We start from the raw sequence: 17381 nt of genomic DNA, 5'->3' as shown, positions 1-17381 counted from the left end.
CATCCCTTCGCTCACCGGCGGGCAGTGTGCCGCGGGTGATGGATGCGTGGATGGAATTCGAGGAAGTCGTTGATCCGGCTGAGGTTGGGCCCGATCTCATCCACGCCGGCCGCCCCTCCGGTTCGTCATCCTCGGCCAACCGGAGCGCAGCGGAGGGAGCGCCGTGGATCCAGGCCTGAGACGTGGTGACGGGCGACGTGGCCGAGTCGCGGCTTCCTGCGCCATCTCATGCTGCCGGTATTCTCAGGCATGGATCCCAGGGTCTGCGCGACGCCGCTGCGCGGCTGCTTCGCCCTGGGATGACGAAGGTGTGGGGGCTGTCGCCAACCGAGCACCGTTCCCTTCCGCTTCGTCATCCTCGGCCGACCGGAGCGCAGCGCAGGGAGAGCCGGGGATCTATGCGTGAGAGGAGGTGACGGGTGGGGTGGCGGACGAATGGCGGTTTCCTGCACTGCCTCACGCTTCTGCGATGCTCAGGCATGGATCCCAGGGTCTACGCGACGCCGCTTCGCGGCTGCTTCGCCCTTGGATGACGAAGGTGAGGTGGTGGCGCCGCCAATCGTCGGGGGCGGGTGCGCGGGCGGAACGTTGTCAGCGGTCGGCCTCCGCCTGAATGGAAAGCTGCGCTGCCTCGGGAGGCAGCGCAGCTTTGCTGTCAAGTGCCCGGCGTTCTCCGGGCCTCAGATCGTGCCTGCTACCGCAACCGGCCACTGGCATGGGCCAGCATCGTGTAGACCTTGCCGGTATCGGACGTCAGGTAAGTCTGCGTGACCATGTTGTCGCGGTCGTTGCGCGAGACGTCCTGCAGCAGCTTCTCGAAATCCTCGCAATAGCGGTCGACGGCGGAGCGGAATTCTCCATCGATCTGGTACTTGCGGCGGATCTCGTCGAAGGTCTGCTGGCCCTTCAGCGTATAGAGTCGGCGCGTGAAGACGTTGCGTTCTCCCCGCCGGTAGCGCTGCCAGAGCTCGATCGACGCCTCGTGGTCGATCGCACGAGCGATGTCGACCGACAGCGAGTTGAGCGATTCCACCACGTGGAGAGGCGAGCGCTCGGCCGGCGCCGGCGCTGGCGCCGCCTTCGGCTCTTCCTCGCGCGATGCCCGGCGCAGCAGGTTCTGCACCCAGCCGTCCTGTTGTGCGCCGTCACGGTCAGCGGGAGCGGGTTCGCTCACGCGGTCATGTTCGAGCGTTCCGCGAAGGACCGGTTCGGCCACGCGCGTGTCCATCTCGGGAGCACGCCGCGGCGTAGGCGCGGGACGGACGGGCTGCGGGAAAGCCGAAGCCGGAGCAGGCTCAGCGACCGGCTGCGCCTGATGCCGAACCTGCACGGGCGCCGGAGCAGAGTCCGTAACGTCGTACATGCGTCCGGACTTGGCGACGATGTCGGCCAGTTCCTTCAGCGCCGCGATCTGCTCGCCGACCGCGCGACGGATCGCACCGGTGGATTCGCGGGCTTCCTCCGGCAGTTCGAGGACACCCCGCTTCAGTTCCGAACGTGTCTCTTCCAGTTCGGAGCGAATCTCGCTGGCGGTACGCCGGATCTCCTCGGTCGCACCGGAGAAGCGCTCCGTCGCGGCCTCGACGACCTCGGCAATGGCGTCGCGGATATGCTGCGTCGAAGAGAGCGTGCGGCCCTCGACCTTTTCGATCGCCTTGCCGACGATGCCCTCGAAGGAGCGCATCACGCGCTCGATATCCTCGGACTTCTTGACCAGACCGACCGCGAGTTCTTCCAGTGCGGCCTGGCGTTCCTCCATGGTGGAGGAAAGGCTGGCCTCCGCCGAGCCAAGCATCTCCCGCGCCTGGGCGAGCAGCCGCCCATGATCGTCGAAGCGGCTGGCGATCGCGGCAACCTCCTTGAGCGCCTGCGAGGACACCTCCGCCAGCCGGTTCGCGTTGGTGTCGATGAGCCGCGCGGAGCTGGAGATGGTCTGCGATGCCTTTTCGGTCGTTGCCGAGAACGCCGCGGTCGAACCGGTAAGCTGCTCGTCGATGGCGCCGAGGTTGCGCGTCGCGGATCCGACGAGATCGCTGAGCTTCGCGTTGGACAGCGACAGACGATCCAGGATTTCGTTGATGTTACCGGAGAGGCTTTCGCGCGCGCCTTCCATGGCCGACAGCGTCTCGGCCGTGCGGCTGGCGATCGCGTTGACCAGGGCGGCGTTCTCGGAGCGAAGCCGTTCCGTCGCCTTTTGGGTGGCCGCTTCGAGGCTCCTCTGGAGATCGCCGCCGCTCTCGGCGAAGCTGTCGATGAGCGGTCGTGCCTTCTCGTCGAGGACCTTGCCCATCTCGAGGGCACGGTTCGCCAGCATTTCGTTGAGTTCGCGCGTGCGGGCGTCGAGCGTGGCAGCCGCCTCGGACGTGCTCTGCCCGATATGCTGGTTCACGGCCGAGAAGGTCTCCGCGATCACGTTGGCGCGCGAGACCAGCTGCGTCTCGGTGTTGGCGACCTGCTCGACCAGCTTCTGGCCGATGCGCTCGGAACTCGCGGCAAGCCGCTGTTCCACTTCGGTGATCTGGCCGCTGACGCGCACCGTGACGGCGTCGGCGCTGTCGCCGAGGCGCTTTTCGACGTTGGACAGTGCCGCGTCGATCTGGGCGGTGCGAGCTTCCAGTTCCTCGGAGGTCTGGCGCGTGCGCGCCGCAATCCGGCGGTCGGCGCCGTCGAACGTGTCGGCGATCACGCCGGAACGCTCCACCAGCGAGTGGGTGGTGCTTTCCACCCGCTCGATCAGGCGTTCGCCCGCCTCGTCGAAGGCGCCGGCGACTGTCGATGAGCGCTGGAGCAGGGTATCCGCCGTGCGGTCCACCCGTTCGATCAGGCGGTTGCCCGCTTCGTCGAACGCGCCGGTGATGGCCGACGAACGCTGGAGCAGCGCATCCGCCGTGCTCTCCGCCCGCTCGACGAGACGGTCGCCCGCCTCGCCGAAGGTGCCGGCGATGGTCGACGAACGGTCCAGCAGCGTCTCCGCGGTGCGGTCGGCCCGTTCGATCATCCGCTTCTCCGCCTGCTCGTAGGCGCCGGCGATGCCCTTCGAATGTTCGAGCAGCGACTGCGTCGTGCTTTCGGCGCGCACGTAGATGCGGCGTTCCGCTTCGTCGAAGGCGGCCGAGATGCCCTTGGCGCGCTCTTCGAGCGTCTGTGCCGTGCTGTCGGCCCGCGCGAGCATGCGCTGTTCCGACTGCTCGAAGCCGCCGATGATGCCGCGGGAACGCTCTTCGAGGGTGTTGGCCGTCTCTTCAAGACGGGCGGCCAGCCGCTGGTCCGCCTCGTCGAAGGTGCCGGCGACACCGCGGGCACGATCCTCCATGGCCCGCAGGGTCTCTTCGAGCCGGGTGGCAAGCCGCCGGTCGGCTTCGTCGAAGCTGCCCGCTACGCCGGTCGCACGTTCCTCGATAGTGCGGACGGTTTCGCCCAGGCGGGCGATGAGCCTCTGGTCAGCGTCGTCGAACGTATCGGTGATGCCGCGTGCCCGTTCCTCGATGGCACGGGCGGTTTCCTGGAGCCGTTCGAGAAGCCTCTGGTCGGCCTCGTCGAAGGTACCCGCGATGCCGCGTGCCCGATCTTCCAGCGTGCGGGCGGTGGCCTCGGCGCGGGCGATCAGCGTGCGGTCGGCTTCGTCGAAGGTCCCGGCAATGCCGCGCGAGCGTTCGTCGAGCGTGCGGGCCGTCTCTTCGACCCTTGCGAGCAGCTTCTGGTCGGCCTCGTCGAATGCCGTCGCGATGCCCTGCGAGCGCTCTTCAAGCGCGCGGGCGGTGGCCTCGGCTCTTGCGAGCAACTTCCGATCGGTCTCGTCGAAGGTGGCCGCCATTCCGCCCGAGCGCTCCTCCAGAGCGCGGGCGGTCGCCTCGGCGCGGGCGAGCAGCATCTCGTCGGCGTCGGAGAACCGCTTGGCGATGTCGTCGGCGCGCGAGGAGAGCATGATGGCCGTCTGGTCTGCACGTTCGGCGAGCTTCCGGTCGGTCTGTTCGAACACGTCGGCCAGTTCGGCGGCGCGCTGCGAAATTTTCTCGCCCGATACGTCGACGCGCTCGCCGAGCCGGCGCTCGGCCTCGTCAAAGGCGGAGGCGAAGTCCCCGGCGCGGGCGGCGAGCGTGTTGGCCGTCAGATCGATCCTGTGCGCGATCTTCTCGTCGGCGTCGGTGAAGACGCGGCCGGCCTCGTTGGTGAGCGTCGACGTGATCTCGATGACCTTGTCGCGCAGCGAACCCGCCACGACGATGGCGCTGTTCTCGATCGCGGCGCGGACGTTCTCGATGCCTACGCCGAGGGCGCGCTGCATGGTGTCGGTCCGTTCCTCGATGACGCCGGTCTGGCGGCGGAACGCCTCCTCAATCTTTTCGACGTCACCCGACAGAGCGGATGTGATCTCGCCGCGGCTGGATGACAATAGTTCCAGGTGCGCCTGGAGCGCGGCATCCACTGCCGCGCGCGTGTCGGCGAGTCTTCCGAGGTCCTGCTCGAGTGCGCGCGTCATGATGTTGCGGCCTTCCGCAAGCTTGGAGACGTGCGTGGTGACCGAGCCGTCGATGGCCTGGCTAGCCTCGGAAATCTTGCGCAGATCCTCGTCGAGCGCGGTCGACAGTTCGTGGCGGCGGTCCGCCAGATTGTCGAGGTGCTCCTTGACGACCGAATCGATGAGCGCGCGGGTGTCCGCGAGCTTCGCGAGATCCTCGTCCAGCGCCTCGGTGAGGACGTGCCTGCCGTCGGCGAGGCGCGCGACCTGCTCGGCGACCGCCTGATCGATGAGATCGCGGGTCTCCGACAGGCGCACGAGGTCTGCCTCCATGGCCTGGGTGAGATGGTCCCGGCCTTCCGAAAGACGTGCGAGCTGGTCGGAGACGATGGTCTCGATGCCCGTCCGAGCGTGCTCGATCTGTTGCATGTCGGCGTCAAGAGCCTGCGAAAGCGTGCTGCGGCCTTCCGCCAGCCTTGCCACATGGCTGGTGACCACCTCGTCGATCTCCGACTTTGCCCCAGCCAGGCGGCCGAGATCGTCGTCGAGCGCCTGCTTGAAGAGCTTGCGCCCTTCGGAGAGCTTGGAGATGTGGCCGACGACGATGCCGTCGATCTCGGCGCGCGATTGGTCGAGCTGCTGGAGATCTTCGTGGATCGCGCCGGTCAGCATCGAGCGGGCCTGGGCCAGCTTCTCGGAATGATCGGCAAGCGCCTGACCGACGTTCTCCAGATCGCCCTGGAGGGCCTGCGTGAGGACGCTCCTGCCTTCCGAGAGAATGTCGAGCTGGCTGGCCACCGCGGTCTCGATCTTGACGAGGTCCGCCTGCAGCGATTCGGTCAGCGAATCGCGGCGCTGCGCCACTTTTTCCAGATGAGAGGCGGTCGCTGCGTCGATCTGGGCGAGGTCAGCCTGCAGGGCTTGCGTCAGAGCGTCCCTCTGCTGGGCGATGCTGCCGAGCTGGGATGCAGCCGTCGTGTCGATGCGCGCGAGGTCGGATTGCAGCGCCTCGGTCAGCGTCGCCCGATGCTGGGCGATGTCGTCCATGTGGGCGGCAGCCGCGCTCTCGATCTGGGCGAGGTCCGATTGCAGGACCTGGGCCAGCGAACTGCGGTGTTGCGAGATCGTGTCCATGTGGGCGGCGGCGGCGGCCTCGACCTGGGCGAGATCCGATTGCAGGACCTCGGCCAGCGAATCGCGGCGCTGAGCGATGTTTTCAAGATGGGAGGTCGCCGTGGTGTCGATGCGTGCGAGGTCCGCCTTGAGGGCCTCGGTCAGCGCGTCGCGGCGCTGGGCGAACGATTCCAGATGCGCAGCCGCCGCGGCATCGATCTCCGCCCGCGTCTCGCCGAGGCGTGAGAGGTCGGCGTCGAGCGCCTCCGTCAGGCTGCGTCTTCCATCGCCGATCCTGTCGAGATGGGCCGTGACGACGCCGTCCACGTTCGCCAGGTCGCTTTCGAGCGCATGCGTCAGCGACGCGCGGCTTTCGGCGAGCTTGCCGAGATGACCCACGACCACGTCGTCGATTTCGGCCCGCGTCTGCGCGAGATGCCCAAGATCGTCGTCGAGCGCCTTGCGGAACAGCTTGCGCCCTTCCGCGAGCTTGCCGATGTGTCCGGCGACGACGGCGTCGATCTCTGCGCGCGCATCCCCGAGACCCTCGAGGTCCTGGTTGAGCGCGGCGGTGAGGTCGCTGCGGCCCCGCGCCAGGCGTTCCAGATTGGCCGCGAATGCGTTCTCCACGTTCTCGATCTCGCCATGCAGCGCCTGCGTGAGGCTGCTACGGCGTTCGGCAAGCTTGTTGAGGCTCGCCTCGACCGCGCCGTCGATGCCCTCGATCTCGCCGTGGAGGGCCTGGATGAACTGCTGGCGGCTGCCGCCGATCTTGTCGAGCTGACCCGCGAAAGCGGTGTCCACGGCCGAAAGGTCTCCCTCCAGGGCACGGGTGAGACTGCCGCGGCCCTCCGACAGCCTTTCCAGATAGCCCGACACCACGCCTTCGAGGTCGGATCGGGCATCCTCGAGATGCCGCAGGTCGGCGTCCAGCATGTCCGTCATGCGGCCGCGCCCGGCTTCGAGCCGGTCGGAGAACTCCGACGCGCGCGCCTCGAGCATGGCCGAGGTGGACTGGACGAGCGCATTCATGTCGGCATCGACCTTCGCCCGGCTGTCCTCGGCCGCATGGGTGATGTTCTCGCTGCCCTTGCGGAACGCATCGGCGATGTCGCGGGTACGCTCGGCGAGCGCCTCGTTGATCTGGCGGGAACGGGCCTCCAGCGCGGCGTTGAGCTTCTCGGCGCCGGTGTCCAGCGCCTGGGCGCGCGTTTCGAACTCGCCGATGAGCGAGCGGCCGCGCTCGGCCAGCGTGCGCTCGATCTCCTGCAGACGCTGGTCGAATTCCTGGGTCAGCGTATCCGTGGCGCCTCCGAGCAGCGAGGCCATTCCGCTGGTGCGGCTGTCCAGCATCTGCGAGAGCGTCCTGGTCGCTGCTTCGGTGCTTTCGGTGAGCGTCGCGATGCGGGTGTCGAGCAGGCTCGCGAAGGCCTCGCCGGAGGTGCTGAGACGGCCGGTGATGTTCTCCATCCGCTCGTCGATCGCGCCGTAGATCGAATTGCCGCTTTCGTTGAAACGCTCGACCAGCGCCTCGCCGGCATTGGTGATGGTATAGGTGAGCTTGCTCGATGCTCCGGAGACCGTCTCCTGGATGAGGTCGGTCGCCGAGTTGAGCTCCTCGCGTATCTGCTCGTGCGCCCCGGCAATGGATGCGCGGACGCGCTCGGCATGGCTGATCACCGCCTCGCGCTCGGTCCCGAGTCCGTCGACGAGGGTGCGGATGCGCCGCTCGTTTTCCGAATAGGCGCGCTCGAGTTCGTTGACCTCGGTGTGGACGAGCGTCTCGAGTTCGACCGCACGCGCCAGCGTGCGCTCGATGCCTTCGCCCATTGCGTTCACCTCGCGGCGAACCGCCTGGCTGATCGTCATCACGCGGTCCTGCGCCACCGATTCGGGCTCGGCGAGGCGGTAGGCGAGGGCCGTCATCGACTGGGCCGCGAGCCGCATTTCCTGCGCCCGGCGGACGAGGAGCGCGAAGGCCCAGAAGAGGATGAGCGGCAGCACGGCGGCGACGGCGATGCCGAGTGCACCCGGCGTGGCGAGAAGCGCGTCGAACGAGCGGACGTTCCAGATAGCTGGCGCATAGAGCTGGTTGGCGAGCGTGATCGCGCCGCCGATCCACAGAAGCGAAATCACGGCGACCGTCCAGTAGACCGCGCTCGAACCGCGGCGGTTAAGATTGGCGAGGACGGCGGTAAGGTCCTTCTGGCGGTCGTCATTGGCGGCCGTGAAGGGCGCGGCAGGCCGTGCTGTCCCGCTTTCGGGGACGGCAGGACGGTAATTCGCCTCTTCGGCAGGACGGGCGGGGCCTGCGGCGGCGGGGGCCGGCGCGGGCTTCTTCTCGGCGGGCGCCTCCTTCACTGCGTTCTTCGCGGCGGCCACTGCGGCCTCTCCGCGACCTTCGCGAGCCAGTTCGTCGGCGGCAAGGGAGATCTGGGCTTCCAGTTCCTCCATCGAGGCGGTCAGGTCGATCTCTTCGTCGGCGAAGTTGATGTCGAGGGCTTCCTCGAGCTCCCTTTCGACGTCGTTGTCGATGTTCCTGGTCGTGGTCGGTTTGCGAGCCATGCCGTTTCAACCCTGTACTTTTTCTACGCCCGGACCCGCGTGACGTCCGATGCACTGCCGCCCGATCGCATGACGCAATATGGCCCCCGTATCGTAGTGGCACAGGGGGTCAAAGGAAACACGGAAGTCGCCACATGCGTAAAAGTTTAAACACAAGGTTAACAGCGATTGATCCGGTCCACCAAATTTCCGCCACAGTCCGACGGTCTGCGTTAACCGCATATCCACCCGGCGGAATTATGGTCTCCGTCGAGCCGGGGCCGCATACGAGCCCGGACATAAGAGTGCAGGCGGGTTTAAGAGCATGGCGTTGCCGAGTGTTGAAGCCGTAGCGTTTTCGCGGCCGGGTGGGGAAAGCTGCGGACCGTCCCGCCACAGGCCCGTGGACCTCGCCCATCTGTCCAGGCAGACGATGGGCGACCGCTCGCTGGAGCAGGAGGTGCTGTCGATGTTCCTCCACCAGGCCAAGAACGTGCGGGAGAAAATCTGTGCCGCGCCGGAGGCCGAACGGTTGTCGCTTGCGCATGGCCTGAAGGGCGCGGCGCGCGGCATCGGCGCATTTCGGGTGGCCGACATCGCCGGGGATGTCGAGAGCGATCCGTCGAGCGAGAAACACCTGCGCAAGCTCGCTATCGCGCTCGACGAAGTGCGAGATTTCGTCGCTGCGATCAGCCGGTAGGGCTTTTTTCCGGATCGGCGTGCCGCGGCCTGCCCGACAGGCCGTGTCGGCGGTTGACTTGCCGGGCGGACACGATAAGTCCGCTTGTCTGTAGCGCCGGGGCCAGCCGAATGACCAAGATCACCTACATCGCGCATGACGGTTCGAAATTCGAGGTGGAAGCCGAGAACGGCTCGACCGTCATGGAGAACGCGATCCGCAACGCCGTTCCGGGCATTGAGGCGGAATGCGGCGGAGCCTGCGCTTGCGCCACCTGCCACGTCTATGTCGACGAAGCCTGGGCTGAAGCGGTCGGCGAGCCCGAGCCGATGGAAGAGGACATGCTCGACTTCGCCTACGACGTGCGTCCCACGTCGCGGCTTTCCTGCCAGATCAAGGTGCGCGACGAACTCGACGGGCTCGTTGTCCGGGTACCTGAACGCCAGGCTTGACGCGACCGCGCCGCCGCGTGGACATTGCGGTTCCGGCGACGTTCGATCTGGCCGCGGGCCTTTCCTGTCCGCGGCAGGTGCTTCTTTCCCGAAGGTGTGCAGCATGACGAAGAAAACCGACGTGATCATCATCGGCGCGGGCCCGGTTGGGCTTTTCGCCGTCTTCGAACTCGGCCTCCTCGATCTCAAATGCCACCTGATCGACATTCTCGACCGGCCGGGCGGGCAATGCGCCGAGCTCTACCCCGAAAAGCCGATCTACGACATCCCCGCCTGGCCCTCGATCTCGGCTCAGGGGCTGGTCGACAAGCTCATGGAACAGATCGCTCCGTTCCATCCGGAGTTCACCTTCAACAGGATGGTTTCATCGCTAGAGAAGCTGGAGGATGGCGGATACCGGGTCACGACGGACGAAGGCGAGACGATCGAGGCCAAGGTGATCGTGATTGCGGCGGGCGGCGGATCCTTCCAGCCAAAGCGGCCGCCGATACCCGGCATCGAAGCATATGAAGGCAAGAGCGTCTTCTATTCGGTGCGGCGGATGGAGGATTTCCGGGGCCATGACCTGCTCATCGTCGGCGGGGGCGATTCGGCCCTCGACTGGACCCTCAACCTGCAGCCGATCGCCAACAGCCTGACGCTCGTTCATCGCCGGCCCGAATTCCGCGCCGCGCCCGACAGCGTCAACAAGATGTACGCACTGCACGAGCGAAAGGAACTCGGCTTCGAGGTAGGACAGGTGACGGCACTGACCGGCACGGACGGTCAGCTGGAATCGGCGACGGTGAAGGGACCGGATGGACCAGTCGAGATCAGGTGCACGCGGCTGCTTCCGTTCTTCGGGCTGACCATGAAGCTTGGTCCGATCGCCGAATGGGGCTTGAACCTGCACGAGAACCTCATCCCCGTTGACACGGAGAAGTTCGAGACGTCCATTCCCGGCGTCTTCGCCATCGGGGACATCAACTGGTACCCCGGCAAGCTGAAGCTCATCCTGTCCGGCTTCCATGAGGCGGCACTGATGGCGCAGGCGGCGAAAAGGATCGCCAATCCGGGTGAGCGGATCGTCTTTCAGTACACGACCTCGTCGACGAACCTGCAGAAGAAGCTTGGCGTCGCCTGATCGCCACCGACGTTCCGGAGGCCGCCGCCCTCAGTTCTGCAGGCTTCCGGCGCGGATGCGTTCCATCCGGTACCTGAGAAGCCGCCCCATGCGGTTCTCGAAGTTGATCGTTTCGATCCGATCGAACCTGTCCTGGGCGCGGTCGTGCTCGGCAAGCACCCGCGCGCTGACCGTCGCGGCATCCGCCTTGATTTGCTCGCAGTCGTCGCGGCGGCCGAGCCGCCCGAGCTCGCTCTCCAGCCGGCGGGCATGCTGCTTGGCGATCTGCACGTGCGATTCCTCGTGCCGGCGGATGTCCGCGTTGAGCGTGTCCCAGATCAGGCGCGTGTCCTCGTCGGCCCTGCGGCGCTGGCCCCAGTTGGGGAGGATGATCTTCGCCTTAACGGTTACGACCGCGTTATCGATCCGGCACCAGTCGGCCGTGCTGGCGAAAGTGTAGCGCGTGGAAAACTGCATCTGGGTGGCGCCGGGGTGGCGCTGGCCGGTCGATTTCACCTTCGGACCGCGCCGCGAGAGTTCCTTGTCAATCTCCTCGAGCGTACTGCCGCCGATCGAAAAATAGGAATAGGTGCGCGAGATCGACTGCGCCTGCGCAGCCGTCGCGGCGGCGGACAGGCTGAGAAATGTGAAAAGAGTCATTCTCTTCATGACGCATCCCCGTTAAGCCCAGCATGCGTCACGGCCGGCGAACCTGCAACCAGATTCACGGTTGCCGGAAGCCGGAACGATACCGGGGAGCACGGGTTCGGATGGCACATGACTGATTGGTTCAGCCCTCGCCGCTGGCGACTGGCCCACGGGCGCGAACTCGTGCTCGGGCCGAAGGCGGTGATAATGGGCATCCTCAACGTCACGCCGGACAGCTTTTCCGATGGCGGGCGCTTCCTTTCGGCCTCGCAGGCGATCGAGCAGGCAATCGCGATGTCTGTACAGGGCGCGGCGATCATCGACGTCGGGGGCGAATCGACGCGGCCTGGCAGTGCCGCGGTCGGCTCAACCGAGGAACAGGACCGGATCCTGCCGGTGATCGAGGCACTGGCAGCGCGAGGCGACGTGCTGATCTCGATCGACACCTACCGCGCCGAATCAGCGCGGGTTGCGTTGAACGCGGGGGCGCATATCGTCAACGACGTCTGGGGTCTGCAGCGCGACCTGGACCTGGCGTCGATCTGCCAGGCGGCGGGGGCAGGGGTCGTCCTTATGCACAACAGCCGCGAGCGCCGCCTCGAGCTGGACCCGGTGGCAGACCAGCACGTCTTCCTCGACCGCTCCCTCAATCTCGCGAAGGATGCCGGCATCGAGCCCGACAGAATAGTGCTCGATCCGGGCTTCGGTTTCGGCAAGGAGAAGCCGGAGCTGAATTTCGAACTGATGCGGCGCTTCGAGGAACTGCACGCGTTCGGCTTCCCGCTCCTGGCCGGCACCTCTCGCAAGCGCTTCATCGGCCATGCGACGGGACGCGAGGCGGCGGATCGGGATGCCGGGACGGCAGCCACCAGCGCGATCCTGAGGCTCAAGGGAGCGGCGATTTTCCGTGTTCACGATGTCGCAATGAACATCGATGCCCTGCGCGTCGCGGATGCTATGCTCGCCGCGCCGGCGGGAGCTTGAAGGATAGTCATCATGTATCTGATCCGTATGAAGAACTGCGCATTCTTCGCGCGTCACGGCGTCCTCGACGAAGAGGAGACCCTGGGGCAGCGGTTCTACGTCGACGCGGTACTGACGGTCGATCCCGGTGACGGGCTTGAGAGGGATTCGATCAACGCCACCGTCGACTACGGGGTGGCATTCAAGGTGATCGAGGAAATCGTCACCGGAAAGCGTCGTTTCCTCATCGAGGCGCTCGCTCTCGAAGTGGCAAAGGCACTGTCCCTGCGCTTCCCGCAGATTGTGAAAGCCGAAATCACGGTGAGAAAGCCGAATGCGCCGGTCGCCGGCGTGCTCGACCATGTGGAGGTGACAGTTGCCTGGCCCGAATGAACAGCAGGCCTTCCTGAGCCTCGGTGGCAATCTGGGGGAGCCGCGGCGTGCGATGGCGGCCGCGCTCAGGATCATCGACGCAGACCCGCAGACGCGGGTATCCGCCGTCTCGTCCGTCTACAGGACCCCGCCCTGGGGAGACATCAATCAGCCGGATTTCCTGAATTCGGCGGCTGAGGTGCGCACGACGTTGTCCGCGCGCGGTCTCCTCAATCTGTGCCTGGGTGCGGAAAACGCCTTGAAGCGCATTCGCACGGAAGTGGGTGGGCCGCGCTCGATCGACGTGGACGTGCTCTATTTCGGCGGCCGTTCCTACAAGGAACCCGGACTGGAGATCCCGCATCCCCGCATGGTCCTGCGCGCATTCGTCCTCCTGCCCCTGACCGAAATCGCTCCCGAGCTGGAACTGGAGGGAAAGTCAGTGGCGGAACATCTGGCCGGCGTCGACCAGGAAGGCATCTCGATCGTGGAGCACGGCGGAAACTGGTGGCGGCAGGAGGTGAAGGCGGAACAGTGATCCGCGGATCACTCCTGTGCGATGGCCCCGACGCTGGAACCGTCGACCCGCTTCAGGTTCATGCCGATCACGGGAACGAGTTCCTTGTTGACGCGCACGGAAACCGTCACGTTCATCGCGTCCCTGCTCTTGATGTTGGCGAGCATCGCGCCGTTGAGCTGCTTGCGGTTCAGCGTCATGACCACCTTCGAGCCTGAGACGTTCCCGGCGACGATGTCGAGCCCGTCGCCTTCCGCTCCGTCGAGGAACTTGCCACGGTAGGATCCGCCGCGGCGCTCGATCCGGGCCGACATGCGCTGCGAGAAGAGACCGACGCGGCAGCTTCCCTCCAGGGCCATGCCTATCTTTCCGTCCGGCATGTCGCCGGTCAGCGAGCAGGTGAACTTGGTGCCCTTGTACTTGCCGGCCACGATCTCGCCCGGCCCGGTCCATTCGCCGCGCACGCTCTGGAAGAACTGGGCATCACGGTCCGCGGCCATCGACGGGACAAGCTGAAACGCCAGCAGGGACGCCGCCGCCAACGGGAGGAATGCTGTGCGAGGCAATCGTGTCGTCATGAAGCACCAGCGATCTACTTGAACTGTATCGGACCCGTCAAACCATGGCCAAGATTGGTTAATGCTTCGTCTAGCGGAGCCGATTCTCCCCTACAATGCGCAAACGGCCCCCGCCTTGCAAGTCCGTTTCGGCGAGGCGGTTAATCCGTCTGCTTCGTACGGGTGAAGGTGACGATGGCAGAGAGGAAGTCGGACATGCCCGGTCGGCGCACGGCCTCGAAGGGCAGCGGGCGCGTAGTCTCCATCGCGGCGATGCCGATCCGCACCGTCATCATGCCGTTGACGACGCCCTCGCCGAGCTTGGCGGAGAGGCGGGCGGCAAGCCCGTGTCCGACCAGTTGCTGGACGATGCTGTCGCCCGCCGCGATCGATCCGGTCACCGCGAGGTGGGCGAGCACCTCCCGCGCCAGGCGGAAAAAGCCGAGCGTGCCGGGCCGGCTGCCATAGAGTTCGGCGATCCGCCGGATCAGCCGGGCCGATTCGAAAAGCACGTAGAAGAGATCGACCGCCGCGCGCGGACTGATCGCAGTCACCATCGAGACGCGCTTTCCCGCGTTCAGGATCATCGCCTGAGCCGCCCGGTCGAGGGGGACGAGCAGCTCCGTTTCGGCGAGCCGCACCAGATCGGGTCCGTCTATGACGTCGTCGCGCAATTCCGCCAGCGATCGCCGCCCGGCGGCCGTCTCCGGCTTTGCCGCAAGGAAACCGGTGAGATCGTCGACGAGCCTGCGGGCCGCCGGCGGATCGTTGCGCGCAAGCACGTCCGCGGCGCGGCCGCGCATGCGCTCGACCGAGGCGAGCCTGGCCAGCGAGAGCGTCTCGCGGATGACGATCGCGGCCAGTGCGACGAGTGCCACGCCGGCAAGCGCAAGCGCGGTCCATCCCAGCCAGTCCGCGCGCGCGAAGAGGTCGCGGATGAGCCTGTCGGTCCACAGCCCCACCGCCATGGAAAGGAGGATGCCGGCGGCCGCGAGGAACACCCGGCCGAGGCGCGAGCGGCGCTTCGGCGGTAGCGCCGGCGGCGGCTCGGCGGTCGCGATGTCCTCGATGTCGAACACGTCGATATCGGCCGGCTTGATCTCGATGAATTCCGCGCCGGTGACCGCGCGGGGCTGCCGGCCGGGCTTCCGCTCCCCATCATCGGTCTTGTCCGCCGTCACGGGAAACGCGACGGGCCGTCTGCGGTCGTCGGTCATTCCAGCCGGTCTCCGATCAGGAACTGCAGGGCACGGTCGAGACGGATGTGGGGCAGCGACAGGGACACGCCATCGGCGCTGCGTTCCAGCTTCGGAGGCCGGAATCGCACGAACCGGATAGCCTCCGACGGTCCGGCTGCCGCATTCGGGTCGAACAGCGCGTCCAGGTTCTTTGGTAGGTCGCCGGGAAACACCGCCGTCTCCGTCTCGCCGTCGAAGGTGTCCTTTCCGATCGTCTCGCCTGCAAGCGGCGTTCCGATGATCACGGGCAGCTCTTCTTTGCGCTGCGTGACCGTGCCTTCGCGTGTGGCGCGTACCGCCGCGAGCGCCAGCACGTCGACCGAGGCGCCCGAAACACCCGCCCGGGCGGCGGCGCGGTCCGACAGGCGACGCACGATCGCCTGCAGGCGGTCGTGGCTGGTGTGATGGATGTGGTCGGCCTTGGTGGCGGCGATCAGGATGCGGTCGATGTGCCGCGCAAAGAGGCTGGTGAAGAGATTTCCCGTGCCGGGGCGAAAGCAGCCGAGGATTTCCGTCAGCGCGCGTTCCAGGTCGGAAAGCGCCGCCGGCCCGGCATTGAGCGCCTGCATGACGTCGATGAGCACGATCTGCCGGTCGAGCCGCGTCACGTGTTCGCGGAAAAACGGCTTGATGACGTGCGTCTTGTAGGCTTCGTAGCGACGCTCGAGCATGGCGCGCAACGAACCCGGACGGGCACGTCCTTCCCTGAGGTTCGGAAGCGGGGCGAAGGTGAGGGCGGGCGAGCCTTCGAGATCGCCGGGCATGAGGAAGCGCCCCGGCGGTAAGGTGGACAGTGCCCGGCTGTCCTGCCGGCATGCTCGCAGATAGGCAGTGAAGGTTTCGGCGAGGCGGCGCGCCATCATTTCGTCGGCGGCGGCGTCGGCGTCTACCGATCCCGCCAGCGCCACCCAAGCCTCGGCCAGGTCCGCGCGCACGGGCAAGGCCGCCAGCTGGAACGATTCGGCGGAGAACGTCGAGAAATTCTTGCCCAGGAGCGGCAGGTCGAGCAGCCATTCGCCCGGATAGTCGACGATGTCGACAGAAAGCCGCCCGCGCGAGAACATGCGCCCCCAGGCGGAGGCGGATTCATAGTCGACGGTCAGGCGAAGCTCCGACACGGCGCGGGTCGAATCGGGCCAGGTCCGTCCGCTGACCAGGGCATCGATATGATCCTCGTACTGGAAACGAGGCACGGCATCGTCGGGTTGCTCTTCCAGATAGGCGCGGGCGATGCGACCGGACTTCTGCGCCTCGAACATCGGCAGCCGGCCGCCATGGATGAGGTTGTGCACGAACGCCGAGATGAAGACGGTCTTGCCGGCCCGCGACAGGCCAGTCACTCCGATGCGGATCGACGGGTTGACGAGGCCCGTGGCACGTTCAGCGAGCGTGTCGAGGGCGATCAGCGTCTCGTCGGTGAAGCTTGTCAGAGACGCCAAAACTTTTCCCCGGCCGTCGTGTTCGCGACCGATATAGGCACCGCGGGCTTCTTTTGAAATGAAATTTGCCTAGCTTGGCGTCGAACCGAGGAAGTCGTCGAGGCGGGCCGCGCCGGGCGAGGCGGCGGAGAGCGGCGTCTGGAAACTCAGGACGGCAAGGCCGGCGGTGGGAAATCCGCCGGCCATTATCGGGGGCGGCTCCGCCTCCCGTCCCGAGCAGAGCGCGATCGCCAGGTCCTCGATCATGGGATTGTGTCCGACAATCAGGAGCGAACCGGTCCCGCCTTTTTCACGGACGATGGCTAGATAGCCGGTTGCGTCCGTGGAATAGAGCTGCTGCGACAGAAGGGCATCGCTGTGCTTGCGCCCGAGCGGACCGGCGAGGCCTTGCCAGGTTTCGACGGCGCGCAGGGCGGGCGAACAGATCACGATATCGGGCTGGTAGGATCGCGATGCCATGAATGCACCCACGCCCTCGCTTTCCAGGCGCCCGGCGTCCGTCAGCGGACGATCGAAATCACGTGTACCGGGTTCGGCCCATGCCGCTCTTGCGTGGCGAAGCAGGTAGAGCCTTCCCATTCCGCCTCCCTTGGCCCGATGGCGCTTGCGATGAGACGAGCATTAGCCGCCGGTTACGGGCGGCGCAACTCGGCCGCCGCACATACCAGCGCAAGCTCTCTCGCGAAGACCGGCGGACGGCGCGAAAACGTCGCGATTCCGGCATGTTCGCGGCCAGCTTTCCGGGTGTGTCCGGGCGCTAACAAAGGCGTGACTTTGCTGACCTTTTAGCTTGTGCCACCACAACCGCCCGAATATATAGGCGCCGGTTCATTGCTGCGGGGTGACTCGAATGAACGAGACTATGGAAGACTACGTTCCGAGTGAAAGCGAGCCGTTCATGAACGAACGGCAGAAGGCTTACTTTCGGGCGAAACTCCTCTCCTGGAAAAGTGACATCCTGCGCGAGGCGCGCGAGACGCTGGAGATCCTGCAACAGGAAAACGCCAATCATCCCGACCTCGCCGACAGGGCGTCGTCGGAAACCGATCGCGCCATCGAACTGCGCGCCAGGGACCGCCAGCGCAAACTGATTTCGAAGATCGACGCCGCGCTGCAGCGGATCGACGAGGGTACCTACGGTTACTGCGAGGAAACCGGCGAGCAGATCTCGCTGAAGCGCCTGGATGCTCGCCCGATCGCGACTCTTTCGATCGAGGCCCAGGAACGGCATGAACGTCGCGAAAAGGTCTATCGGGACGATTGATACGCCGAGGCGTCATGCGTGGGGATTGAGGGCG

Annotated in this window: 13 protein-coding genes; 7 read left to right on the top strand and 6 right to left on the bottom strand. The window is 66.1% G+C overall.

What is annotated here, in order from left to right:
* Positions 1 to 694 precede the first annotated feature (694 nt).
* Positions 695 to 8137, bottom strand: a complete 7443-nt coding sequence (locus tag ABGN05_RS26330) for an apolipoprotein A-IV repeat region-like domain-containing protein (protein ID WP_367957005.1) — start codon at positions 8135 to 8137, stop codon at positions 695 to 697.
* A 412-nt stretch (positions 8138 to 8549) separates the two neighbouring features.
* Here ABGN05_RS26330 and ABGN05_RS26325 point away from each other — a divergent pair, with 412 nt between their 5' ends.
* The 3 genes from ABGN05_RS26325 (at position 8550) to ABGN05_RS26315 (ending at position 10370) form a co-directional block, all read left to right on the top strand.
* Positions 8550 to 8816: an Hpt domain-containing protein gene (locus ABGN05_RS26325; RefSeq protein WP_367957004.1), complete on the top strand. Its 267-nt coding sequence runs from the start codon at positions 8550 to 8552 to the stop codon at positions 8814 to 8816.
* A 110-nt stretch (positions 8817 to 8926) separates the two neighbouring features.
* Entirely contained in the window at positions 8927 to 9247 is a 321-nt protein-coding gene (locus ABGN05_RS26320; protein ID WP_367957003.1) for a 2Fe-2S iron-sulfur cluster-binding protein, read from the top strand.
* Positions 9248 to 9350: 103 nt separating this feature from the next.
* Complete coding sequence (locus ABGN05_RS26315; protein ID WP_367957002.1) at positions 9351 to 10370, top strand: NAD(P)/FAD-dependent oxidoreductase; 1020 nt, start codon at positions 9351 to 9353, stop codon at positions 10368 to 10370.
* A gap of 30 nt (positions 10371 to 10400) precedes the next feature.
* Here ABGN05_RS26315 and ABGN05_RS26310 read toward each other — a convergent pair whose 3' ends face one another.
* A complete protein-coding gene (locus ABGN05_RS26310) occupies positions 10401 to 11018 on the bottom strand; it encodes a DUF922 domain-containing Zn-dependent protease (protein ID WP_367957001.1) in 618 nt (205 codons plus the stop codon).
* A 108-nt stretch (positions 11019 to 11126) separates the two neighbouring features.
* Here ABGN05_RS26310 and folP point away from each other — a divergent pair, with 108 nt between their 5' ends.
* The 3 genes from folP to folK are packed head-to-tail and all read left to right on the top strand — an operon-like array spanning position 11127 to position 12870.
* Positions 11127 to 11981, top strand: coding sequence for a dihydropteroate synthase (gene folP, locus ABGN05_RS26305; protein WP_367957000.1), 855 nt, complete (start codon positions 11127 to 11129; stop codon positions 11979 to 11981).
* 12 nt (positions 11982 to 11993) lie between these two features.
* A complete protein-coding gene (gene folB / locus ABGN05_RS26300) occupies positions 11994 to 12353 on the top strand; it encodes a dihydroneopterin aldolase (protein ID WP_367956999.1) in 360 nt (119 codons plus the stop codon).
* A complete protein-coding gene (folK, locus tag ABGN05_RS26295; RefSeq protein WP_367956998.1) occupies positions 12337 to 12870 on the top strand; it encodes a 2-amino-4-hydroxy-6-hydroxymethyldihydropteridine diphosphokinase in 534 nt (177 codons plus the stop codon). Before folB ends, folK begins: the two co-directional genes overlap by 17 nt.
* 8 nt (positions 12871 to 12878) lie before the next feature.
* On the opposite strand, the gene ABGN05_RS26290 is transcribed toward folK, so the two are convergent.
* The 4 genes from ABGN05_RS26290 to ABGN05_RS26275 all read right to left on the bottom strand — a co-directional run bounded on the left by ABGN05_RS26290 (position 12879) and on the right by ABGN05_RS26275 (position 16662).
* On the bottom strand, positions 12879 to 13427 hold the full coding sequence (locus ABGN05_RS26290) for a hypothetical protein (RefSeq protein ID WP_373695986.1): 549 nt from the start codon (positions 13425 to 13427) through the stop codon (positions 12879 to 12881).
* A gap of 140 nt (positions 13428 to 13567) precedes the next feature.
* Positions 13568 to 14623, bottom strand: coding sequence for a YcjF family protein (locus ABGN05_RS26285; protein ID WP_367956997.1), 1056 nt, complete (start codon positions 14621 to 14623; stop codon positions 13568 to 13570).
* Complete coding sequence (locus ABGN05_RS26280) at positions 14620 to 16083, bottom strand: YcjX family GTP-binding protein (protein WP_367956996.1); 1464 nt, start codon at positions 16081 to 16083, stop codon at positions 14620 to 14622. The genes ABGN05_RS26285 and ABGN05_RS26280 overlap by 4 nt, the downstream gene beginning before the upstream one ends.
* 69 nt (positions 16084 to 16152) lie before the next feature.
* Entirely contained in the window at positions 16153 to 16662 is a 510-nt protein-coding gene (locus ABGN05_RS26275; protein ID WP_367956995.1) for a SixA phosphatase family protein, read from the bottom strand.
* Positions 16663 to 16933: 271 nt separating this feature from the next.
* On the opposite strand from ABGN05_RS26275, the gene dksA reads away from it, so the two are divergent.
* Complete coding sequence (gene dksA, locus ABGN05_RS26270; RefSeq protein ID WP_367956994.1) at positions 16934 to 17347, top strand: RNA polymerase-binding protein DksA; 414 nt, start codon at positions 16934 to 16936, stop codon at positions 17345 to 17347.
* Positions 17348 to 17381: the final 34 nt, after the last annotated feature.

It is taken from the genome of Aquibium pacificum, assembly GCF_040839445.1.
In the GTDB taxonomy this organism is placed as follows: domain Bacteria; phylum Pseudomonadota; class Alphaproteobacteria; order Rhizobiales; family Rhizobiaceae; genus Aquibium; species Aquibium pacificus.
The sequence above is the reverse complement of the archived record's forward strand: the minus strand, read 5'-3'. Positions and strand labels throughout refer to the sequence as shown.